The organism is Collinsella sp. AF31-11, assembly GCF_003475605.1.
In the GTDB taxonomy this organism is placed as follows: domain Bacteria; phylum Actinomycetota; class Coriobacteriia; order Coriobacteriales; family Coriobacteriaceae; genus Collinsella.
On sequence record NZ_QRQS01000010.1, the window covers coordinates 83915 to 105663 of the forward strand.

Genomic DNA, 21749 nt, shown 5'->3' on the forward strand with positions numbered 1-21749 from the left:
TTTGTCGCATTCCGTGCGGGTTATATGCAGGTATGCCTGCGCACGCTATCATGTATGGGTTAGACCGCAACTATGTACCTCATACGCGAAGGGATGCGCATGTATCTGAAGATCGACATGTTCTAGCTGGGCTTACCCCCGCAGTGGCGCCGCGCGCCCCATCAACTCTGCCGATTTTCGCCTTCACGCACATAAAGGAGTCCCGCCATGCGCGACAAGCTCGAAAAGATCATTAAGGCCTACGAGGAGCTCGAGAAGAAGCTTTCCGACCCGGCCGTCGCCTCCGACATCAAGGAGTTCACGCGTCTCAACAAGGAGTATGCGCACCAGTCCGACCTCATCGCCGCCTCGCGCGAGTACATCGGTGCGCTCGATGACATCGAGGCTGCCAAGGAAATGCTCCGCGACACGACCGACGCGGACGAGAAGGAGATGCTCCAGATGGACATCTCCGAGAACGAGGAGAAGCTTCCCCAGCTCGAGGAAGACATCAAGTACATGCTCATCCCGAGTGACCCCAACGACGACAAGAACACCATCGTCGAGATCCGCTCCGCCGCCGGTGGCGACGAGGCCGCCATCTTCGCCGGCGACCTGTACAAGATGTACCAGCGCTTCTGCGAGTCGCGCGGCTGGAAGACCACCGTGCTCGACTCCAGCCCTAGCGAGGCCGGCGGCTTTAAGTCCATCGAGTTCAAGGTCGAGGGCGACCGCGTCTACTCCGTCATGAAGTTCGAGTCCGGCGTGCACCGCGTCCAGCGCGTTCCCAAGACCGAGTCCCAGGGCCGTATCCAGACCTCCACGGCGACCGTCGCCGTGCTTCCCGAGGCCGAGGAGATCGACGTTCAGATCAACCAGTCCGACCTGCGCATCGACACCTACTGCGCCTCCGGCCCTGGCGGTCAGTGCGTTAACACTACCTACTCCGCCGTGCGCATCACCCACCTGCCCACCAACACCGTGGTGCAGTCGCAGGAGCAGCGTTCCCAGATCCAGAACCGCGAGGTCTGCATGCAGATGCTACGTGCCCGTCTGTACGAGATGGAGCTCGAGAAACAGCAGGCAGAGCTCGGTGCCGAGCGCCAGAGCCAGATCGGCCACGGCAACCGTTCCGAGAAGATCCGTACCTACAACCAGCCCCAGGACCGCGTGACCGATCACCGCATCGGTTTCAACTCCACCTACAACGGCGTCCTTCTGGGCGATCAGCTCGGCACCGTCATCGAGGCGCTCGCCGCCGCCGAGCGAGCCGAGAAGCTGGCACAAGCTGTGTAGGTTCCGCCGTTCTACCGAACGGCGGACCAGCCGACGCTGCGCGCCGCCCAGGGCGACAATTTGTCATTCAAAAGGCAAGGCATGACCAGAAGGTCTATGCCTTGCCTTTTTCATGCCAACTTGTTCGCCCTGGACATCGCTCGCTGTCCGTCCTCTACCTGCAGCGTTGCCTTGCTCCGGATGCGGTATGCTCAACCTGCGGGGTTTCCAAGGTAGTCATTGGGGACGTTCTTAAATGACTAGTCAAAAGGGACATTCTTGCGGCACCTGGCAGTTGGGGACGCTCCTTTTGTGCCGGCAGTTGGGGACTGTCCCTAAAGGCCGGCAGATGGGGACGGTCCTTCGCGGCTGGCTGCGAAGACTGTCCCCGATAGCTAGTCGTATAAGAACGTCCCCAATGACTGGGTTGGGCACATTGCTTTGAGATGTTATTCAATCGGCTTTGATGGCCATTAAGCCAGCTACCTGCTCAAAGAAATTGCGGCGTGCATCTTCTGCCGAAAATATTGCTCAAAAAATCGTCCAAGAAGCTGCAGTGCATTTTTTGATGCGTCGCGCGTCAAGTGATTTGGCAAGTTCTTGGTTAGATATTGGTCAGTTTTGGGGCAACCTTGCCAAAAACTTGACGGATGCAGATTTAGACGTCGACGAATGAACACTTCGGACAGGTTCCAAGTAAAAATCTGGGCTGATTGTCGATAATCGCCTTCAATCGTCCCTTGCCAAACGCTGGCCTCGCGTACAATCTGCTCCGACATTCGCGCGCCGCCCGGCGCTTAAGAGGGGAGGGCCCCATGGCAAACGAGATCTGGACCATCAAGCGTTGTCTTGAGTGGACCAAGGAGTACCTAGCCGAGCGTGGCGAGGAGCACCCCCGTCTTTCTGCTGAGTGGCTGCTGTGCGCTGCCACGGGTTTGGCACGCATCGACTTATATATGCGCATGGACGAGATGCTTAACGCGGCCCAGCTCGAGACCATGCACGCGGCCGTTGTCCGCCGCGCTAAGGGCGAGCCGCTGCAATACATCACGGGCAGCACGCAGTTTCGCATGATCGACGTCGCGTGCGCCCCCGGTGTGCTCATTCCGCGCCCCGAGACCGAGATGCTCGTCGAGGAAGTCCTCAATTATCTGGATGCCGAGGTGCTGAGCCCCGAGGCTGCTGCCCGTCAGCGTGTTGAGCTGCCTTGGAACGATGAGGTCGAGCAGGCCCGCAAAGCCGAGGCCGCGCTGGCAGACGAACGCGCGACCGCCGAGCGCCGTGCCGCTAACCTGACGGCTGCCGATGAGGCGGCGCTAGGCAGCGACGTGCTGGGTAGCCGTGCCTATGCCGAGGAACTGGCCGACCGCGAGGCCGAGGAAGCCGCCGCGCAGGCAGCGGAAGCCGAGACTGCGGAAGCTGCTGAGCCCGAGCTCGACGAATACGGCATCGCCATCGAGGGTGCCGATCAGAAGATGGCTTCAGCTCAGGATGCCGCTGCGCCTGCTCCAACCGAGCCCCGCATCGCCCGCGTTCTCGAGGTCGGCTGCGGCACGGGCTGCATCTCGCTCTCGCTTGCCTGGGAGCGACGCGGCCACGTTACCTGCACCGCTACCGATATCGAGCTGCGCGCCATCGATCTGGCCACCAAAAACCGCGATGCGCTCGGGCTCACGGCAGATGAGGTCGCCTTCAGCCTCACAAACCTGGTGAGCTCCATTCCCCGTGAAGAGTGGGGCACCTTTGACGTACTCGTCTCCAACCCGCCCTACATCCCCACCGATGTCATGCGCTCGCTGCCGCACGAGGTCAAGGACTTTGAGCCCGATCTGGCGCTCGAGGGTGGCGCCGACGGCCTCGATATCTTCCGCCGCCTGCTCAACGCGGCGCCCTACATGTTGCGCGCCGGCGGCCTCTTTGCCTGCGAGCTCTACGAGGGCGCGCTCGACGCTGCGGCCGAACTTTGCCGCCAGGCGGGCCTTTCGGATGTGCGCGTCGTCCGCGATCTCACCGATCGCCCCCGCATCGTTCGGGCCATCGTCACCGAGCCCAAACAGCGCCAGTAATATTTATTAACTGGTTAGCAAAAATTATAAAGTAGTTTATAATTAGGACGGCTGACAGAGGTCGGCCCATGCAACCTCCTACCTTTCGGGAAATCATTGCCCTACTCAAGCACGATGGATTCGTGAAGGTCGCGCAAGTCGGTAGTCATGCTAAGTATGTTTCTGGTGGCCGTGTTGTCGCCGTGAACGGCTCTGGTGGTGATCGACCAAAGAAGGGCACGTGGGCAAGTATTCGTCGCCAAGCTGGATGGTAGTTGGAGGCAAAATGAGGCATCGATTTACCTATGATTGCGTTCTCATAAAAGAAGACGACGGTTACTGTGCCAGCTTCCCGCAGATTCCCGGCGCCTTTGCCGATGGCGATACGCGCGAAGAAGCGATTGCCCATGCCACCGAGGCGCTGATGGCGTTTTTAGCCGACGACCTCAACAACGGTTTGACTCCGGCAGGGTACGAACGCTCGGCCGAGGTCGTGGCCCTTTCAGTCGAAATCGACCACGAGGACGCTCGGGAAGCGGCGTGCCGAACATTTAAAGACGCAGCGCTGGACCTCAAAGTCTCCGCTCCGCGGATCACCGCGCTGGTCAAAGCCGGAAAGCTCGATGTTGAACTCGTCGACGGCCGTCGGATGATAACGATAGACAGCATCGAGCGCTACGCCGCCCAAGAACGCCATGCCGGCAGGCCAAAGAAGTTCGTCGCAGTCCAATAATCCCCTCACTTTCACCGACTACTAGAGCCGCTCACCAAACCAACATGCGCTCTGGACAAATAGGTTGAACGTTTCGTGCGAGAATGCCCCACAGTAAACAAACTTGCACCAGAGCGTAAGGGGCTGGCATACACATGCAGACGGTCTATCGGGTATACGAGGGAGCGCGCGAGCCGCATCGGCTTGCCGTCGAGCGCACTGCCGAGGTGCTCGGCCGCGGCGGCCTGGCCTTGATCCCGACCGAGACTGTCTACGGTGTCGCCGTGGCAGTTAAAGCCTTCTCCGATGCCGTCCCCCAAGATACAAACGAGTTCCCGTCGTGGTCATGCGACCCGCAAGCCACCGTCAATGGCGCCGCGGTCCCTGCGCTCGGTACCGGCTACCGCCGCATCTTCACTCTCAAGCAACGTGAACTCACGCAAACCGTCGCTTGGCTGGTCGATGGCGTCGAAGCGCTCGACCGCTATGGCGTGGATATCCCGGAAGATGCCCGCGTACTCGCGCGACGATGCTGGCCGGGAGCCCTGACTATCGTGATTAAGGCAGCCCCCTGCGTGCCGACCTTTATGCGCGCTGCCGACGACACCGTGGCCCTGCGCGCTTCGGCCTCTCCCGTGGTCCAGGCGCTCATCCGCGCCTGCGGCAGTCCCCTTGCCTGCACGAGCGCCAATACGCACGGCGCGCCCTCGCCGGCAAGCTTTGCCGCCGTCGAGGGTCGCATCCTGGAGGGGGTCGATGTTGCCGTCGACGCCGGTGAGACCCCGTGTCGCGACGCCTCGACCATCGTGTCGTTCCAGCACGGCGGGCTCCAGATCCTGCGCCAAGGCGCACTTCCCGCATCAGAGATCGAACGGGTCCTGTCCGACCCGATGCAATAGAAAGGTGTAAGCGATGTCGTTGAATCTGGGCAGCCTGGGCATGGAAGATGCTTCGTTTAACTTTGGCGGTTCCTACATCATGGCGCTCGACTGCGGCACCACCTCGGTACTTGCGACCATCGTCGACGAGTACGGATGCATCGTCGCGCAGGCGCGTCGCAGCGTCAAAACCAGTTTTCCGCGTCCCGGTTGGGTAGAGCAAGACCCCATGGCGGTCCTCGCCAGTCAAATCGCCGTCATGATGGAAGTCCAGTTTAAGAGCGGTATCCACTCCGACCGCATTGCCGCCATCGGCATCTCCAACCAGCGCGAGACCACGGTGGTCTGGGACCGCGTGAGCGGTCAGCCGATCTATAACGCCATCGTATGGCAGTGCCGCCGTACCGCGCCGGCAATCGACGCGTTGGTTGAACAGGGTTGCGAGGAGTTGGTGCGCTCCCGCACGGGACTCACGCTCGACCCGTATTTCTCGGCCTCCAAGGTGCAGTGGATTCTCGACAACGTCGACGGCGCACGCGAGAGCGCGGCGGCGGGCGACCTCATGTTTGGCACCATCGACACCTGGCTCATCTACAACCTCACCGGCGGCCAGGTCTTTGCCACCGACTACACCAATGCCAGCCGCACGGCGCTCTTTAATATCCATACGCTCGATTGGGACGACGACCTGCTGGCGCTCTTTGACGTTCCACGTTCCATGATGCCCGAGGTTCGCTGGAGCTCGGGCGACTACGGCCGCGTCGCGAGCGACATCATGACCAACACGCCGCCCATCATGGGCGTGGCGGGCGACCAGCAGGCGTCGCTGTTCGGTCACTGCTGTTTCCGTCCCGGCCAGACCAAAAACACCTATGGCACGGGTTGCTTTATGCTCATGAACACCGGCGACGAGATCGTCGAATCCAAGAACGGCCTGGTCTCCACCATCGGTATCGCTGCGAACGGGAAGATCAGCTATGCACTCGAGGGCTCCATCTTCGCTGCCGGCTCCACCATGAACTGGCTTCGCAACAACATGGGCATCATCTCGAGCGTGAGCGAGGCGGCACAACTCGCCGCTTCGATTAACGACAACGAGGGATGCTACTTCGTTCCCGCCTTTGCGGGTTTGGGTGCTCCCTGGTGGGACCCGCATGCCCGCGGTATCGTGTGCGGTCTGACCGGCGCCTCGAGCCGTGCGACCATCGTACGTGCCGCCTGCGAATCCATGGCATATCAGAGCTACGACGTGCTGCGCGCCATGGAGCAGGACGTGGGGCTTTCGATCGAGCGCCTGTCTGTCGATGGCGGTGCCTCGCGCAACGAGTTCATCATGCAATTCCAGGCCGACCTGCTGGATATCCCCGTGCTGCAATGCGAGACGGTGGAGACCACGGCAATCGGTGCCGCGTACTTGGCGGGTCTTGCCGTCGGCTATTGGGAAGACCTAGAAGAGCTGGAGCAAAATGCCCAGATCGTTAGGACCTTCCTTCCCCACATGTCTGCCGAGCGCCGCGAGCAAAACCTTGCGGGCTGGCGTGATGCAGTCAAGCGCTCGCTCAGTACCGCACAGTAGGGCTGCGATGGGCTGCTCGATACAATAAACCGCTAAACTAATGCATGGCGTTCGGCGGCAACATTGCTGCGCGCCTTGTCAGCAAGGCCGTTTTGCGGCCGCAACGAAAGGGGCAATCAACCCATGACCGTCACCTACGACGCGTCCCGTGTGACGCTTGTCGATCACCCGCTCGTCCAGCACAAGTTGTCGATCCTGCGCGACAAAAACACCGGCACCAACCAGTTCCGCCAGCTCGTGCGCGAACTCGCGCTTTTTGACGGCTACGAGGCCATGCGCGACCTGCCTATGGAAGACGTCGAGGTCGAGACCCCCATCACTACCGCCACGTTCAAACAGCTCGCCGGCAAGAAACTCGCCATCGTGCCCATCCTGCGTGCGGGCCTTGGCATGGTCGACGGCATCCTCGACCTGGTGCCCTCCGCTCGCGTGGGCCACATCGGCATGGAGCGCGACGAGGTTACCCACGAGCCGCACGAGTATTACTGCAAGATGCCCAAGGATATCGACCAGCGCACCTGCCTGGTCGTCGACCCCATGCTCGCCACGGGCGGTTCGGCCGAGATGGCCATCAGCTACCTGCGCGAGCGCGGTGTCAAGGACATCCGCATGCTGTGCATCGTCGCCGCGCCCGAGGGTCTCAAGTCGCTGACCGAAATGGACTCCGGCGTACATATTTATACGTGCGCCATCGACGATCATCTCAACGAGGCAGCCTACATCGTTCCCGGCCTGGGCGACGCCGGCGACCGCATCTACGGCACGCTCTAGTCGTCGGGCCTTGTCGGCTACGGTCACAAATACGAAGAAATGGTGCGCGCGGGCGAGCAAAAGACGTCCACGCGCACTCCTGTTAACGGACGTTTAGCCCAGAGGGGTTCGAGAAAAACGTATTACCTACCTGCGACATAAAGAAGGTCTTAAGAAAACGAACAGGTGAGTATTAACCGATGCTTTTTCGGTTGTACTTTAGCGATTGGCTCGTAAAATAGTCACCAATGTTTGGCGGGAACTGTTCTGGGAAGCGTTAAAGAAGGAAAGTGAGGACGCCAGTGTTTCAGATAGCCGATCTGCTCGCTATCGTTGCAGGCGTCATCGCGGGCGCGGTCGCCTTTCTTCCCTTTGTTTTTACGCTCAAGCCGGTTCTTGACGATAAGCAGAATGCGGACATGCTCAAGGGCATGGTGAGTCTGGCGGTCTCGGCAATCGCCCTGCTCGTCTTTACCTTGGTTGTGTTTGTGTTGTTCGGAGAGGCATTTCGCATGTTCCTCCTGGGCGAGGCGATCGGCTTCGTGGCCTTTATGGCCGCCTGCACGGTTCGCGTCGCCAAGGCGCTGCGAGATCCTCATGAGGTCGAAAGGTAAGTCGTGGAAATTTTTGAAAAGCTGCCTGATGAGATTAATCATCTGGTTAGCGAGTTCAGCTCCACCCCTGTCGTGGGCGATCTGAGCTGCGGCATCACGCAGTACTCGTTTTGGCTGATCGTCTCCACGATCGTGCTCCTGATCGTCCTGGCCGTGTTCAAGAAGAAGCAGACCCTGGTTCCCAAGGGCTTCTTCGTCAACGGTTTCGAGTACATCATCGAGTACGTCGAGAACGATATCGGCAAGGGCGTCGTGGGTGAGAACTGGAAGAAGCACTTCCCGTTCCTGTGCTCGCTTTTCCTGTTCATCCTGATCAATAACATGATCGGCCTGATCCCGGGAATGAAGCCCGGCACCGGCGCAATCGGTTCCACCGCCGCGCTCGCCATCTTCGCCTTCGTGTACTTCATCTACTACGGATGCAAGGCTCACGGCGTGATCGGCTACATCAAGAGCCTCGCCCCGCAGGGCGTGAGCTTCCCGATGAACGTGCTTGTGTGGGTCGTCGAGCTTTTCTCGACCTTCCTGCGCCTCATCACACTCGCCGTCCGTCTGTTCTGCAACATGTTCGCAGGACACGTGGTCATGGGCTCGTTCGCCATCATGGCGAGCATGTTCATGCAGCCGCTGCTCCAGCAGGTTTCCGCGGCCCACGCCGTCGGTGCCCTGCCTTCGCTGGCCTGGCTTGCTATCCTCATCCTGATCTATGCGATCGAGCTTGTGGTCGGCGCCATCCAGGCTTACGTCTTCACGGTCCTTACCGCCGTGTATGTCTCTGAGGCAGAGGAGGTCGCGGAGGAGGAGTAGTCTTCCGTTCGCGTCTTAAAGGTAAGGCAATTCGTTAAACCGCCGGTGCCCGTACCCATGGAGTCCGGCAGTTATAAAAAGGTTATCCTGCGTGAAATAAGACACGCACGACAAAGGAGGAATCGTGGGAGTTATCGGTTACGGTCTCGGTGTTATCGGCGCTGGTCTTGCTATCGGCCTGTCTGCTCTGGGTGCTACGGGTGCTATGGCCCGTCAGCCTGAGGTCCAGGGCCGCGTGTTCACCGTCTTCATCATGGGCTCCGCCTTCGGCGAGGCTCTGGCTCTGATCGGCTTCGTTGTCGCGCTGATCGTTAAATAGCACGGAGCGTCAAGTATGAATCTTTCATCCCAGAAGAGCGCGATCGCACTCTCCGCGTCCGCGGCCGCGCTGCTCATGCCGGTTTCCGCGTTCGCCGAGGACGGCGCTGCCGGTGCGGACATCCTCATCCCTAAGATGGCGGAGTTCATCCCGGCGCTTATCGCCTTCCTGATTATCTGGATCGTGCTGGCCAAGGTCGCCCTGCCGAGCATCATGAAAACCATGGAGGAGCGCGGCAAGAAGATCGAGGAGAGCCTCGACGAGGCCGAGAAGACCAAGCAGGAGGCTATCGCCAAGCGCGCTGAGTCCGACTCGATCGTCACCGACGCCCGTCGTCAGGCTGCCGACATCGTTCTCGAGGCCCGTAAGGACGCCGAGTCCGAGCGCGCCCGTATCATCGAGGCTGCTCACAAGGAGGCCGAGGAGATCATCGCCAAGGCCCATACGACTGTCGAGGACGAGCGCAAGTCCATCTACGCCGGTGCCGCGAGTTCCATCGCCGACCTGTCCGTTGCCGTCGCCACCAAGATCGTGGGCGAGGCACTCGAGGACGAGGCCGAGCAGAAGAAGCTCATCGAGCGCTACATCCAGGAAGCAGGTAGCCTGAATGCCGACTAGCCGCTATCAGGACAAGGTGCTCGAGACCTATGCGCGCTCCCTTCTGGAAGCCGCCAAGGCCGAGAACCATGTGTTCGAGGACCTCGAGATGATCGAGCGCTTGGCTTCTGCCAGCCCCGAGATCATCGCCGTGCTCGATACCATGTCCAAGCGCGACCAGCTCGACCTTCTTCCCAAGGTGGCAGCTGCCTTTAAGTATGTTGCCGAGGAAGACGAGGATGTAGTGGGCGTGACCGTCACCACGGCGATCCCGCTCGACGACGAGCTGCGTCAAACCATCACTAAGAAATGCGAGCAGGACTTCGGCCGCAAGGTATTCCTTATCGAGCAGGTCGACCCGTCTATCGTGGGCGGCCTGGTGCTCGAGGCCCGCGGCGAGCGTCGTGACATTTCCGTCAAGACGCAGCTGCGCATCGCGCAGGAGACCCTCGCAAACTCTGCTAATTCGTACGGAGGTGAAGCCTAATGTCCGAAACCCTCAATGCCCAGGATATCGCCAAGAAACTGCAGGAGCAGCTCACGAGTCTCTCCGCGACGGTCGATACGCATGAGGTTTCAACGGTCGACGAGGTAGGCGACGGCATCGCGCGCGTCTCCGGCCTCAAGAGCGCCATGGCAGGCGAGCTTCTGGAGTTCAAGAGCTCCGATACCGGTGAGACCGTCTTCGGCCTTGCCCAGAACCTTGACCGTGACGAGGTCGGCGCCGTTCTGTTTGGTGCCGTCGACTCCATCAAGGAAGGCGACGAGTGCCGCACCACTGGCCGCATTATGGATATCCCTGTGAGCCGTGCTATGCTTGGCCGCGTCGTCAATCCGCTCGGCCAGCCCATCGATGGCCTGGGCGACATCGTCGCCACGCACCGTCGCCCCATCGAGTTCAAGGCCCCCGGCGTCATCGACCGTACCCCGGTGTGCGAGCCGGTTCAGACCGGTCTGCTCGCTATCGACTCTATGGTGCCTATTGGCCGCGGTCAGCGTGAGCTCATCATCGGCGACCGTAAGACCGGTAAGACCGCCATCGCAATCGACGCTATCCTCAATCAGCGCGGCAAGGGCATGGTCTGCATCTATGTCGCCATCGGCCAGAAGGCCTCCACGGTTGCCAACATCCGCGAGACCCTCGCTCAGCACGGTGCGCTCGACTACACCATCATCGTTTCGGCCACCGCTGCCGATTCCGCCCCTATGCAGTACATCGCGCCTATGGCCGGTGCCGCTATCGGCGAATTCTTTATGTACAACGGCGAGGATGGTAAGCCCGCCAGCGAGACCAACCCCGGCGGTCACGTGCTCGTCATCTACGACGACCTGTCCAAGCAGGCTGTGGCCTACCGTCAGATGTCGCTGACGCTGCATCGTCCGCCCGGACGCGAGGCCTATCCTGGCGATATCTTCTACCTGCACTCTCGTCTGCTCGAGCGCGCCGTCAAGATGTCCAAGAAGAACGGTTACGGCTCCATGACGGCCCTGCCGATCATCGAGACCCAGGACGGCGATGTCTCGGCCTACATTCCGACCAACGTCATTTCCATTACCGATGGTCAGATCTACCTGCAGTCCGAGCTCTTCTTCCAGGGTCAGCGCCCGGCAGTCGACGTGGGCATTTCCGTGTCCCGCGTTGGTGGCGACGCGCAGACCAAGGCCATGAAGCAGGTCGCCGGCAACCTCCGTCTGGACCTCGCTTCGTATCAGGAGCTCGCCGGCTTTACGCAGTTCGGCTCCGACCTTGACGAGGCTACTCAGAAGCAGCTGACCCATGGTGCCCGCATGACCGAGCTCCTGAAGCAGCCGCGTTATAAACCATTTGAGGTTGGCGAGCAGATCGTTGCGCTGTTCGCTGGCAACGAGGGCTTCCTGGACGACCTGGAGATCGCCGACGTGCTGCCTTTCCGTGCCGAGCTCATCGAGTACATGGACAATGGCTTTGGCTTACTGCTCGACAAGGTTCGCGCCAAGAAGATCGATGATGACACCAAGGCTGAGCTCTTGCGCGTCATCGGCGACTTTAAGCAGCAGTTCATGGCCAAGCACCATTCGGATGTTTCTGGATCAGAGGAGAACTAAGCCCTATGGCCAACCTTCGCGACATTAAGAAGCGAATCTCCTCGGTTACCACGACCAAGCAGATCACGCGCACGATGGAGATGGTCTCTACGGCCAAGATCCGTCGTGCCCTCGATCGCTCCAAGCAGGCCGAGCCCTATAAGGAGGCGCTGACCGACGTCATGTTGACGGTCGCCGGCGACGCCTCCTGTTCGGGCACCGATCCCATGCTGCAGAAGCATGAGAGCGTCAAGCATGGCCTGATTGTCGTCATTGCCTCGGACCGCGGCCTTGCCGGCGGTTTCAATACGACAGTGGAGCGTACGGCCGAAAAGCTCGCCGCTTCTTGGGCGAACGACGGCATCGAGTGCGAGATCATCGCGTGCGGGCGCAAGCCGGCCACGTATTTTCGCGACCGCGCAAACGTCATCATGCACTTTGAGGGCAACTCCTCTGAGCCCGATTTCAATCAGGCCCGCATGATCTCCTCTCATATCTGCGATGCGTATCGTGCCGGTGAGCTTGACCGTGTCGAGCTTGTCTACCACCACGCAAAGAACCGCGTGGATCAGGAGCTTCGCGTCGAGCATCTGTTGCCGCTCGACCCCGAGATGATCGCTATGGCCCACGGTCCGCGTAAGAACGAGACCGACGCCCCTAAGCGCATCTCGTCCACGTTCGAGTTCGTGCCCTCTCCCGAGCATGTTCTCGGCAAGCTTGTACCGTCGTATATCCTGACGGTCATCTACCAGGCCCTGATCGATTCGGCGGCTGCCGAGCAGGGTGCACGCCGCAAGGCCATGCACTCCGCGACGGAAAACGCCACCGCGATCATCTCGACCCTTACCCGCACGTATAGTCGCGTGCGCCAGGCTTCGATCACGACCGAGATTAACGAGATCGTCGGCGGAGCCTCAGCATTGGAGGAACAGTAATGGCTAATAACACCGTAAAGCTTGCGGTCGAGGAAGCCACCAAGAAGACGACTGCCGGTGATGGTCGCATCGTGCGAATCATCGGCCCTGTCGTCGACGTCAAGTTTGACGGTGCGGTGCCCCCGATCTACAACGCGCTCACGGTCGAGGCCGAGACCCCGATCGGTCATCTGAGCACGATCCTCGAGGTCGAGAGCCAGCTTCCGGGCGGCGTCGTCCGCACGGTCGCCATGTCCTCGACCGACGGCCTGCAGCGCGGCCTCATCGCCACCGATACCGGTGAGCCCATGAAGATGCCCGTTGGTCCCAAGACGCTCGGCCGCATTTGGAACGTCATGGGCAAGCCCGTCGACGGCAAGCCCATGCCCGAGGTGGAGGAGTTCTACCCCATCCACCATGCAGCGCCCCGCTTTGACGAGCTCACCACCAAGACCGAGATCTTCGAGACCGGCATCAAGGCCGTCGACCTGCTTGAGCCCTACATCCGTGGCGGCAAGACGGGCCTGTTCGGCGGCGCCGGCGTTGGCAAGACCGTTCTGATTCAGGAGCTCATCAACAACCTCGCCCAGGAGCACGGCGGCACCTCGGTGTTCACCGGCGTCGGCGAGCGTACCCGCGAGGGCACCGACCTGTTCCTCGAGATGAGCGAGTCTGGCGTTATCGACAAGACCTGCTTGGTCTATGGTCAGATGAACGAGCCGCCCGGAGCGCGTCTGCGCATCGGTCTGGCCGGCCTTACCACCGCTGAGTATTTCCGTGATCGTGGCCAGGACGTTCTGCTGTTCATCGACAACATCTTCCGCTTTTCCCAGGCAGGTTCCGAGGTTTCCGCACTGCTGGGCCGTATGCCGTCCGCCGTTGGTTACCAGCCCACGCTGGCAACCGAGATGGGCGACCTCCAGGAGCGCATTACCTCGACCAAGACGGGCTCCATTACCTCCGTCCAGGCTGTCTACGTCCCCGCAGACGACCTGACCGACCCGGCGCCTGCCACGACGTTTACGCACCTCGATGCAACCACGGTTCTTTCGCGTAGCATTTCGTCGCTCGGCCTGTTCCCGGCTATCGACCCGCTCGCATCTTCCTCCGACGCTCTCGATCCCTCGATCGTCGGCGAGGAGCACTACCGTGTCGCCGTCAAGGTCCAGGAGCTCCTGCAGGAGTACTCCGACCTTCAGGACATCATCGCCATTCTGGGTATGGACGAGCTGTCCGAGGAGCAGCGCCTTACGGTCAACCGCGCTCGTAAGATTCAGCAGTTCCTCTCGCAGTCCTTCCACGTCGCTGAGAAGTTCACCGGCAACCCCGGTGTCTACGTCCGCGTCGAGGATACCGTCCGCTCCTTCGCCGAGATTGTCGACGGCAAGGCCGATGACCTGCCCGAGCAGGCTTTCCGCTATGCTTCCACGATTGAGGACGTGCGCGAGCGCGCCCGCAAGATGGGGGAGAAGTAGGTTATGCGTATCCGCATCGTGTGCCCCGTGAGCTGCGCCTATGAGGGCGACGCTGCGTTTGTGTCGATTCCGTCCACGGATGGCGAGTTTGGCGTTCTGCCTGCTCACTCCAGCGAGATCTGCACGATCGACCGCGGTTACGTTCGCGTTTCCGATAAGGCCATGGGCACTGTCGACCACACGTTTGCCGTGGCCGGCGGCTATGCCCAGGTTGCGGACGATGTCGTGACCGTTCTCGCCGAGCGCGCTTGCGATCTGGCGACCGTCGATGCCGACAAGCTTAAAGCTGATATTCAAGGTTTTGAAGAGAAGCTGGGTAATTTGTCGGAGGATGATGCACGCCGCGCCTACCTCTATAATGAAATCGCATGGTGTAAGCTCAAGCTTGCCCAATAGTCAAACGATTTAACGTTCGACCATTTGCGAACACATCATGCCCGGGATGGCCCAGCCACCCCGGGCATGCTTTTTGAAAGGGTAGACCTTGGATATTATCCGCGTTGAGGGTGGCCATGCCATCGGAGGCTCCGTGCCCGTTTCGGGTGCCAAGAACTCCGCGCTCAAACTCATGGCGGCAACGCTTCTGGCGCCGGGCAAGACGACGCTGCAGAACGTGCCCGATATTTCCGATGTCCACGTGATGGGCAAGGTGCTCAAGGGCATGGGCGCTACGATCGATGTTCTCGACGAGCACACGCTCGAGATCGATACCTCTCAGGCCGATTCTTGGGAGGCCCCCTACGAGCTCGTTGCCAAGATGCGTGCTTCCACCGCCGTCATGGGACCCCTGCTGGGTCGCTTCCATCGCGCCAAGATCGCCATGCCGGGCGGCTGCAACCTGGGTGCTCGCAAGATCGATATGCACATTCTGGGTCTTGAGGCCCTGGGCGTAGAGTTTGATACCGCCCACGGCTACATCAACGCCAGCGCGCCTCAGGGCCTGCGCGGCACCACCGTCACGCTCGAGTTTGCCAGTGTCGGTGCGACCGAGAACCTCATCATGGCCTCTGTGCGCGCACAGGGCACCACGGTTATCGACAATGCCGCCCGCGAGCCCGAGATCGTCGATCTCGCCAACATGCTCAACGAAATGGGCGCCAAGATTGTCGGCGCCGGTACGCCTGTCGTGACCATCGAGGGCGTGGAAGAGCTCCATCCCGTTACCCATCGCGTGGTGGGCGACCGCATCGAGGCCGGCACCTTTATCGTCGCCGGTGCGCTGATGGCTGACGATCGCGGTGTCGACGTCACGGGTTTTTGCCCCATCCATCTGGGCATGGTGCTCAAGAAGATGGAGCTCATGGGCATCGATTGCGAGCGTACCGACGACGGCGTTCACGTGAATCGCGCCGAGCGCATCAAGCCGGTCGACATCCAGACGCTTCCGTTCCCCGGCTTCCCGACCGACATGCAGGCACAAATTATGGTGCTCTCCGCCCTCGCCGATGGCAGTTCCGTTATTACCGAGAACATCTTCGAGAATCGCTTTATGTTTGCCTCTGAGCTGGTGCGCATGGGTGCCGACATTCGTATCGAGAGCCATCATGCCATGATTCATGGCGTCAAGGGCTTCTCGGGTGCACAGGTCACCTCGCCCGACCTTCGTGGCGGCGCGGCGCTTGTGGTTGCCGGTCTTATCGCCGACGGCGTTACCGAGGTCTCTGCCATCCATCACATCAAACGTGGCTACGAGCAGTTTGTCGAAAAGCTGCAGGCGCTTGGCGCGCATGTCGAACATGCCACCGTCCCCGATCCCGTCATCTACTAATGCAGGTTGCCTATGTTTAACAAGAAGCCCCTGGCGGATAACACCCGAAGACCCTCGACTGGTGCGCAGGCCAAGATCTACAGCCGCGACAACGTCGCTCGCTATTCCGAGCGCGCCCGCCAGCGCCGTCGTAGCCACACGATTCGTCACGTCGCGCTCATTGTCGTGTTTGGCGTGCTGCTGAGCGCCACTACCGCTGCCGGCCTGTGGTTTGCCACCATTATGGGCAAGCTCGGCGATTCTAATGTCATTACCGACAATCTGCGTCGGGTTCTGGTTGACACCGATGAGGCAAAGGATCCGTTCTACGTGCTGCTTCTTGGCACCGACGGCCGTCCGGGCGAGGATACGTATCGTGCCGACTCGATTATCTTGGCACGCATCGACCCCACGCAAAAGCAGGCGACGCTCATTTCCGTTCCGCGCGATACCAGGGTCGTGTACAAGGGCGAGACCATGAAGATCAACGCCTGCCATACCGTTGGCGGCGCCGAAGCCATGGTCGAGGCGGTCAACGAGCTGTGCGGTGTTCAGATTTCCCACTATGCCGAGGTCAGCTTCGACGGTATGCAGGCGCTGATTGATTCGGTTGGCGGTATCGACATTAACGCAACCGATGATGTTGACGACCCCGAGCACCTGGATATTAAGATTACCGCTGGTCAGCAGCATATGGACGGAGCTACCGCCCTTACCTATGCCCGCTGCCGCTACATCTATGCCGACGGCGATTACACGCGCATGCGCCACCAGCGTCAGGTGCTTGGCGCCCTTGCCAACCAGATTCTCAATAACTTCGATGCCACGAAGATCTTTGGCCTGGTTAATTCGCTGTCCGATATGCTCGTAACCGATATGAGCGTTCAGGATATCGTGTCTACGGTCAACGCCATGCGCGGTATGGATGTCGACGGTATCTACTCGGCCAACCTGCCCTCGTACGCCGACGACAGCACCATGATCGACGGTGTGAGCTACGTCTTTGTCTACGAGGACGAGCTCAAGGAAATGATGGAGCGTGTCGATGCCGGCAAGGATCCCAAGGGTCCCAACACCATGGGTCTTTCCGACGGTTCCAGCTCTACGATTGGCGACCTGAACAACAATACGTCTGACGACTACGCAAACGGTACCGCAACCTCATCGGTCAGCTCTGACAATTCCGATGACTCAAGCGATTCGAGCGATTCGGACTACTACGAAGAGCCCACCGGCGACGGTAACGGCTACGAAGCCAACTACTAAGTTACGGCGTTTTACCAAACGCCGTAACGGCTCGACGCTGCGCGCCGCCCAAGGCGACAATTTGTCATTCAAAAGGCAGGGCATGACCAGAAGGTCAACAAACCCGCCAGAGCATCGGCGTAACACTTGGCACATGGGTAGTCACTTGGCACTTGGGGACGTTCCTTATGTGCCGGCAGTTTGGGACACTCCTTGCTTCAAGAGGCTGGCGCGCGTCAACCTGTTCTCATTGCAGCAAAAAAACCGCCCCGTTCTCTGTAGAGGACGGGGCGATTCGTCTTTTGGGCTTATGCAGCCAGGCTTATGCGAAACGGGCGACGAGCTCCTGGAGCACGTCGGTCATCTTGACGAGCGAACTGACCGGGACGAATTCGTTGACGCCGTGATAGCAATAGCCGCCGGTGGAAAGGTTGGGGCAGGGCAGACCGCGGAACGACAGCTGCGCGCCGTCGGTGCCGCCGCGAATCGGCAGCACTTGGGGCTCAACGCCGCAGGCAAGGTAGGCTTCCTTGGCAACATCAATAAGCTCGGGATAGTCACGAACGATTTCGGCCATATTTCGATACTGCTGCTTAATCTCGACCGTTACGCGCTCCTCACCCAGACGCTGGTTGAGCATCGAGGCGGCGGCATCAATAAGGTCGAGTTTCTGCTGGAACTTGGCGGCGTCATGGTCGCGGACGATATAGCGCGCCGTGGCGTGATCGACGGTCGCAGATACACCCTCAAGGTGATAAAAGCCCTCGTAGCCTTCCGTATACTCCGGGCGCTGCACGTAGGGGAGCAACGCGTTGAAGTCGCAGAACAGATTGCCTGCGTTGACCATACGGCCCTTGGCGTCGCCCGGGTGGATGGACTGGCCCTCAAAGCGGATGGTCGCCTCGGCGGCGTTAAAGCACTCCCACTCCAGCTCGCCGATGGGGCCGCCGTCGACCGTGTAGGCGTACTTGCAGCCAAAGGTATCGATATCCAACAGCTCGGCTCCGTGACCGATCTCCTCGTCAGGGCAGAAGCAAATGCCGAGTGCGGGATGGGGCAGAGAAGGGTCCTGAGCGATACGCGCGACAAGTGACATGATCTCGGCGACGCCTGCCTTGTCGTCCGCGCCCAGCAGCGTGGTGCCATCGCTGCAGACCAGGTCCTCACCCGCGAGGTCATTCAGGGCGGGAAGCTTGGCGGTACTCATGGCAACGGGCTTACCGTCAACCGTGCCGCAGACCAGGTCGCCGCCTTCGTAGTGTACGATGTGCGGCTTCACGCCGGCGCCCGGTGCAACTTCGGTGGTGTCGAGATGGGCGATCAGGCCCAGGGCGGGCTTGTCCTCAGCGCCCGCACTTGCGGGGATATGCGCGCAGACATAGGCGTGCTCGGTCACGTGGGCATCTTCCGCACCAAGCTCGCGCAGCTCTTCAGCCAGCACGTTGGCAAGGTCAAACTGAACGGCGCTCGAGGGTACCTGGTCGCAGTTTGCATCCTCGGACTGCGTGTTGATCTGGACGTAGCGCAAAAAGCGCTCGAGGACATCGGGGTTTGTGGTGGTGTTTTCCATAAAGACCGCTCCAATCTTGGTCGTCGTGTGCAACAAGAACTCTAGCACGGTATGCCACGGCATACCGCGACGCTTGGATGGGGTAGAATCAGCCATTGAATGCAGAAGGGACGGAAGATCATGGATACGACAAATAGCTCGCGCGAACTACATCTGACGGTGGCGAACGAAGACTACTTGGAGTGCATGGTTCGCATTGAAAGCGAAGAGGGGGAAACCAACGGCGTGCGATCGGTCGACATCGCGCAGCGCCTTGGCGTCTCCAAGGCATCGGTCAATAAAGCGGTTTCGGCGCTCAAGGCATCCGAGCTTGTCGAGCAATCGCACTATGGCAAGGTAATCCTGACCGATCGCGGCCGCGAGGTTGGCACGGCTATCTGGTACCGTCATCGCCTCATCCGCACGTTTTTGGTTCAGGAGCTCGGTGTCGAATTTGAGCGAGCCGATTCCGAGGCCTGCATGATGGAGCATGCGCTATCCGAGGACACGATGAACCGCTGGCTCGCCTATCTCGAAAAGCAAGGAATCAGCGTCGAGGAATAGCGGGATATATATGGATACGAGTTATTACAATCGCTTTGGTGCCGAGGAACTTACGCGCCGCTTGTCGAGCGAGACCTTGTTGGCGCAGGGCCCCATGGGCAGTGTTCTGTTGAGTGAGTACGACGCCGCAGACATTCCACCGGCGTTTTGGAATCTGGCAGAGCCGCAGGCCGTTTCTCGTATCCATCGCTTGTATGTCGCCGCCGGTGCGCAGGTGCTCATTACCAACACCTTTCAGGCATCAAGCTATGCCCTCAAGCACGACCAGATTGCGCCGTCCGTGGCGGAGGTCAATCGCGGGGCCGTCGACGATGCTCGCCAGGCGCACCCTCAGCTGCTGCTGGGCTCGATGGGCCCGATCGGTATTGAGTGGTTTGCCGAGGACTCTGCCGAGTATCGTGAAATCCGCGGCATTGCGCGCGAACAGGCGCACGCCTTGCTCAATGCCGGCGTTGACGGTCTGCTGATCGAGACGGTGACGTCTATCCGTAATCTGCAGCCCATGCTTGCCGGCGCCCGAGATGCCGCCGACGGCATGCCTGTTCTGGTGAGTTTTGTCGTTGACGATAAAGGCGACCTGCTGGGCGATGGCCTCAACATCGAGGCAGCCGTTTTGTACGCCGAAAAACACGGCGCAAACTCGGTTGGTGTTAATTGCTGTTCGCTTGCGGCCGCGAATGCGGCGGTGCCCAGGATGGTTGCATCGGCGACGACTCCCGTCACGGTGCGTCCCAACGTAGGCGATCCGGTCCAGACTCAGGATGGCCCCGTATGGCACGAGAACCCTGAAGCTTTCGCGCGCGCATGCATCGAATGGAGACATGCCGGTGCCGCAATGGTGGGCAGTTGCTGTGGAACCACGGCAATCACTACGGCAGCAATGGCCGAGGCGCTCGATATATAAAGGGCAAAACCGCTCCATACGGGGCGGTTTTTTATTGCCTGCATGTCCTTGGCAGCATTTGCCCAAATGGTGAATGCTGGTGCCGGCAGGTTGCCGAGTGCATGTTGCGGGTATACCCCATGCGTAACATGATCCAAACACTGTGAGGTGTCTGCGCGTGTGCGCGATAATTCATTTTGGAACTGACGGTTGGCGCGCTCGCGTCGATGAGGACTTCACTGCCGATAACGTTGCCCGTATCGCCGATGCCGTCGGCGAGTTGTGGCAAAAGACCAATCCGGGCAAAACGGTATATATAGGGTTCGACACCCGGCCCCTGGCGCGCGAGTTCGCTGAGCTTGCGGCGGGCGTGCTAGCAGCGCACGGGCTAGACGCCGTGCTCGCTTCGCGACCTGTTCCGACCCCTGCCCTTACGTGGGCGGCGGCTTATGACGGTGAGGCGTGCGGCGCGCTCATGGTGACGGGGTCCCATCATCCGCAGGGTTATCTGTGCCTCAAGATTCGCATGGGTGACGGCTCGACCGCCAACCAGGATGTCATCGAAGAGCTCGAAGAGACCATGGCTCCCGAGCCAATGGGGATCGAGGGGCAATATCGCACCGCGGATATCATTCCTGACTATATGCAAGCGGTGGCATCGTTTGTCGATGCCGAAGCCATCCGCGCCGCGCACTTGCGCGTGGTTGTCGACCCCATGGGCGGCGCAGCCCAGGGCTATCTAGCCGACTTGCTGCGCGAGCTTGGCGTTGAGGTGCACGAGATTCACGCCGGGCAGGCGTCTGATCAAGAAGATATCTGCCCCGACCCCGTTGAGCCTTGGGTGGACACTTGCGAGCGCATGGTTATCGAGGACGGAGCTTGCGCTGGCCTGGTGACCGACGGCGACGCCGACCGTATCGGCGCGGTTGACGAGCGCGGCAGATATATACATCCGCATCAGATCATGGCGCTCGTTTTAGGCGACTTGGTTCAATTTCGTAATTTGGAGGGGCGCGTCGTCGTCAATCTTTCATGCTCGACGCTCGTGCGTCGCATTGCCGAGGCGCTTGGCTGCCGCGTGACCGTCAAACCAGTCGGTTTCAAATATATAGCGGCGGAGATGAAGAAGGGCGGCGTCCTCATGGGCGGCGAAGAAGCCGGTGGTATCGGCATCGCCGCGCATATGCCCGAGCGCGATGGAATCCTCGCCTGTCTGATTCTGTGTGAGCTTATGGCAAAGACGGACGCGCCTTTGGGCGTTCTGGTCGACCAACTCGAGGACAGTTTTGGTAAGACGAGTTACGGTCGACGCGATTTGCGCCTTGAGGCCGAAGATGCCGAAACGTTACGAACCCTGCTGCCGGGCGTAAACCCCAAGTCGATTTGTGGCAAGGTGCCGCAAAACGTTAGTCATATGGACGGCTTGCGTCTGTCATTCGAGGATGATACGTGGCTGCTGGTCCGTCCTAGCGGGACCGAACCAGTGGTGCGCGTCTACGCCGAGGGGTTCTCGGTGGAAGAACGTGATGAGTTGCTCGATGCTGGCTGTGCTTTAGCTAGGGGGACGTATCCGCTTTAACCATGAGACTGCCTCATATAAAGAGATGCTCGGCGAGCGGTAGTTAACGGCTGGCAAACGTTAGTCGGATCCAAAATTGTGTAGGAAATGTGTACGCCCAGATTCCCGCCCCCGGCGCCCCTCCGGTCTGGCAATATATCTCCTTGCCGCGCGGCCCGGTCGGACCGGATCAGCCGC

The 21749-nt window shown here is 60.2% G+C and carries 23 protein-coding genes; 22 read left to right on the plus strand and 1 reads right to left on the minus strand.

Features of this window, described 5'->3' with window-relative positions; genetic code table 11:
* Positions 1 to 207: 207 nt before the first annotated feature.
* The 19 genes from prfA (at position 208) to DWZ22_RS07780 (ending at position 17018) form a co-directional block, all read left to right on the plus strand.
* The gene (gene prfA, locus DWZ22_RS07695) at positions 208 to 1275 is read left to right on the plus strand and encodes a peptide chain release factor 1 (protein WP_006235697.1); all 1068 of its coding nucleotides are present in this window, start codon (positions 208 to 210) and stop codon (positions 1273 to 1275) included.
* Positions 1276 to 1720: 445 nt separating this feature from the next.
* Complete coding sequence (locus tag DWZ22_RS10485) at positions 1721 to 1930, plus strand: hypothetical protein (protein ID WP_158559636.1); 210 nt, start codon at positions 1721 to 1723, stop codon at positions 1928 to 1930.
* Between the two features lie 139 nt (positions 1931 to 2069).
* Positions 2070 to 3320, plus strand: coding sequence for a HemK/PrmC family methyltransferase (locus DWZ22_RS07700; protein ID WP_118405831.1), 1251 nt, complete (start codon positions 2070 to 2072; stop codon positions 3318 to 3320).
* A gap of 68 nt (positions 3321 to 3388) precedes the next feature.
* Positions 3389 to 3574 (plus strand): type II toxin-antitoxin system HicA family toxin, encoded by a 186-nt coding sequence (locus DWZ22_RS10695; RefSeq protein ID WP_117843243.1) that lies wholly within the window; start codon positions 3389 to 3391, stop codon positions 3572 to 3574.
* Positions 3541 to 4032, plus strand: a complete 492-nt coding sequence (locus DWZ22_RS07710) for a type II toxin-antitoxin system HicB family antitoxin (protein ID WP_117743856.1) — start codon at positions 3541 to 3543, stop codon at positions 4030 to 4032. The genes DWZ22_RS10695 and DWZ22_RS07710 overlap by 34 nt, the downstream gene beginning before the upstream one ends.
* Before the next feature lie 134 nt (positions 4033 to 4166).
* The gene (locus DWZ22_RS07715) at positions 4167 to 4910 is read left to right on the plus strand and encodes an L-threonylcarbamoyladenylate synthase (protein WP_118405832.1); all 744 of its coding nucleotides are present in this window, start codon (positions 4167 to 4169) and stop codon (positions 4908 to 4910) included.
* A 13-nt stretch (positions 4911 to 4923) separates the two neighbouring features.
* A complete protein-coding gene (gene glpK, locus DWZ22_RS07720) occupies positions 4924 to 6465 on the plus strand; it encodes a glycerol kinase GlpK (RefSeq protein ID WP_118405833.1) in 1542 nt (513 codons plus the stop codon).
* Positions 6466 to 6588: 123 nt separating this feature from the next.
* A complete protein-coding gene (upp, locus tag DWZ22_RS07725; RefSeq protein ID WP_118405834.1) occupies positions 6589 to 7236 on the plus strand; it encodes a uracil phosphoribosyltransferase in 648 nt (215 codons plus the stop codon).
* Between the two features lie 281 nt (positions 7237 to 7517).
* A complete protein-coding gene (locus DWZ22_RS07730) occupies positions 7518 to 7829 on the plus strand; it encodes a hypothetical protein (protein ID WP_117734915.1) in 312 nt (103 codons plus the stop codon).
* 3 nt (positions 7830 to 7832) lie between these two features.
* Positions 7833 to 8636, plus strand: a complete 804-nt coding sequence (gene atpB / locus DWZ22_RS07735; RefSeq protein WP_022094263.1) for a F0F1 ATP synthase subunit A — start codon at positions 7833 to 7835, stop codon at positions 8634 to 8636.
* 124 nt (positions 8637 to 8760) lie between these two features.
* Entirely contained in the window at positions 8761 to 8955 is a 195-nt protein-coding gene (locus DWZ22_RS07740) for an ATP synthase subunit C (protein WP_022094262.1), read from the plus strand.
* A gap of 15 nt (positions 8956 to 8970) precedes the next feature.
* A complete protein-coding gene (atpF, locus tag DWZ22_RS07745; RefSeq protein ID WP_118405835.1) occupies positions 8971 to 9573 on the plus strand; it encodes a F0F1 ATP synthase subunit B in 603 nt (200 codons plus the stop codon).
* The gene (locus tag DWZ22_RS07750) at positions 9563 to 10039 is read left to right on the plus strand and encodes a FoF1 ATP synthase subunit delta (RefSeq protein ID WP_006235713.1); all 477 of its coding nucleotides are present in this window, start codon (positions 9563 to 9565) and stop codon (positions 10037 to 10039) included. Before atpF ends, DWZ22_RS07750 begins: the two co-directional genes overlap by 11 nt.
* Complete coding sequence (atpA, locus tag DWZ22_RS07755) at positions 10039 to 11637, plus strand: F0F1 ATP synthase subunit alpha (protein WP_117843238.1); 1599 nt, start codon at positions 10039 to 10041, stop codon at positions 11635 to 11637. The genes DWZ22_RS07750 and atpA overlap by 1 nt, the downstream gene beginning before the upstream one ends.
* A 5-nt stretch (positions 11638 to 11642) precedes the next feature.
* Positions 11643 to 12551: an ATP synthase F1 subunit gamma gene (gene atpG / locus DWZ22_RS07760; protein ID WP_117743860.1), complete on the plus strand. Its 909-nt coding sequence runs from the start codon at positions 11643 to 11645 to the stop codon at positions 12549 to 12551.
* On the plus strand, positions 12551 to 14005 hold the full coding sequence (atpD, locus tag DWZ22_RS07765; protein ID WP_006235717.1) for a F0F1 ATP synthase subunit beta: 1455 nt from the start codon (positions 12551 to 12553) through the stop codon (positions 14003 to 14005). The genes atpG and atpD overlap by 1 nt, the downstream gene beginning before the upstream one ends.
* A gap of 3 nt (positions 14006 to 14008) precedes the next feature.
* Positions 14009 to 14401 (plus strand): ATP synthase F1 subunit epsilon, encoded by a 393-nt coding sequence (atpC, locus tag DWZ22_RS07770; protein ID WP_006235718.1) that lies wholly within the window; start codon positions 14009 to 14011, stop codon positions 14399 to 14401.
* 88 nt (positions 14402 to 14489) lie between these two features.
* Positions 14490 to 15773: a UDP-N-acetylglucosamine 1-carboxyvinyltransferase gene (murA, locus tag DWZ22_RS07775; protein ID WP_117734918.1), complete on the plus strand. Its 1284-nt coding sequence runs from the start codon at positions 14490 to 14492 to the stop codon at positions 15771 to 15773.
* A gap of 12 nt (positions 15774 to 15785) precedes the next feature.
* On the plus strand, positions 15786 to 17018 hold the full coding sequence (locus tag DWZ22_RS07780; RefSeq protein ID WP_117743861.1) for an LCP family protein: 1233 nt from the start codon (positions 15786 to 15788) through the stop codon (positions 17016 to 17018).
* A gap of 301 nt (positions 17019 to 17319) precedes the next feature.
* On the opposite strand, the gene pepT is transcribed toward DWZ22_RS07780, so the two are convergent.
* Positions 17320 to 18567, minus strand: coding sequence for a peptidase T (gene pepT / locus DWZ22_RS07785; protein ID WP_118227150.1), 1248 nt, complete (start codon positions 18565 to 18567; stop codon positions 17320 to 17322).
* Between the two features lie 120 nt (positions 18568 to 18687).
* Between pepT and DWZ22_RS07790 the strand changes: the two genes are divergently transcribed.
* The 3 genes from DWZ22_RS07790 (at position 18688) to DWZ22_RS07800 (ending at position 21572) form a co-directional block, all read left to right on the plus strand.
* Complete coding sequence (locus DWZ22_RS07790) at positions 18688 to 19110, plus strand: metal-dependent transcriptional regulator (RefSeq protein WP_117564991.1); 423 nt, start codon at positions 18688 to 18690, stop codon at positions 19108 to 19110.
* A gap of 10 nt (positions 19111 to 19120) precedes the next feature.
* Positions 19121 to 20014: a homocysteine S-methyltransferase family protein gene (locus tag DWZ22_RS07795; protein ID WP_118227144.1), complete on the plus strand. Its 894-nt coding sequence runs from the start codon at positions 19121 to 19123 to the stop codon at positions 20012 to 20014.
* 157 nt (positions 20015 to 20171) lie between these two features.
* Positions 20172 to 21572 (plus strand): phosphoglucomutase/phosphomannomutase family protein, encoded by a 1401-nt coding sequence (locus DWZ22_RS07800; protein ID WP_118405836.1) that lies wholly within the window; start codon positions 20172 to 20174, stop codon positions 21570 to 21572.
* The last annotated feature ends 177 nt before the right edge of the window (positions 21573 to 21749 follow it).

Coding starts and splice junctions, on each gene's coding strand:
- prfA (WP_006235697.1), top strand. CDS start 208: ATGCGCGACAAGCTCGAAAAGATCATTAAGGCCTACGAGGAGCTCGAG.
- DWZ22_RS10485 (WP_158559636.1), top strand. CDS start 1,721: ATGGCCATTAAGCCAGCTACCTGCTCAAAGAAATTGCGGCGTGCATCT.
- DWZ22_RS07700 (WP_118405831.1), top strand. CDS start 2,070: ATGGCAAACGAGATCTGGACCATCAAGCGTTGTCTTGAGTGGACCAAG.
- DWZ22_RS10695 (WP_117843243.1), top strand. CDS start 3,389: ATGCAACCTCCTACCTTTCGGGAAATCATTGCCCTACTCAAGCACGAT.
- DWZ22_RS07715 (WP_118405832.1), top strand. CDS start 4,167: ATGCAGACGGTCTATCGGGTATACGAGGGAGCGCGCGAGCCGCATCGG.
- glpK (WP_118405833.1), top strand. CDS start 4,924: ATGTCGTTGAATCTGGGCAGCCTGGGCATGGAAGATGCTTCGTTTAAC.
- upp (WP_118405834.1), top strand. CDS start 6,589: ATGACCGTCACCTACGACGCGTCCCGTGTGACGCTTGTCGATCACCCG.
- atpF (WP_118405835.1), top strand. CDS start 8,971: ATGAATCTTTCATCCCAGAAGAGCGCGATCGCACTCTCCGCGTCCGCG.
- DWZ22_RS07750 (WP_006235713.1), top strand. CDS start 9,563: ATGCCGACTAGCCGCTATCAGGACAAGGTGCTCGAGACCTATGCGCGC.
- atpA (WP_117843238.1), top strand. CDS start 10,039: ATGTCCGAAACCCTCAATGCCCAGGATATCGCCAAGAAACTGCAGGAG.
- atpG (WP_117743860.1), top strand. CDS start 11,643: ATGGCCAACCTTCGCGACATTAAGAAGCGAATCTCCTCGGTTACCACG.
- atpD (WP_006235717.1), top strand. CDS start 12,551: ATGGCTAATAACACCGTAAAGCTTGCGGTCGAGGAAGCCACCAAGAAG.
- atpC (WP_006235718.1), top strand. CDS start 14,009: ATGCGTATCCGCATCGTGTGCCCCGTGAGCTGCGCCTATGAGGGCGAC.
- DWZ22_RS07780 (WP_117743861.1), top strand. CDS start 15,786: ATGTTTAACAAGAAGCCCCTGGCGGATAACACCCGAAGACCCTCGACT.
- pepT (WP_118227150.1), bottom strand. CDS start 18,567: ATGGAAAACACCACCACAAACCCCGATGTCCTCGAGCGCTTTTTGCGC.
- DWZ22_RS07790 (WP_117564991.1), top strand. CDS start 18,688: ATGGATACGACAAATAGCTCGCGCGAACTACATCTGACGGTGGCGAAC.
- DWZ22_RS07795 (WP_118227144.1), top strand. CDS start 19,121: ATGGATACGAGTTATTACAATCGCTTTGGTGCCGAGGAACTTACGCGC.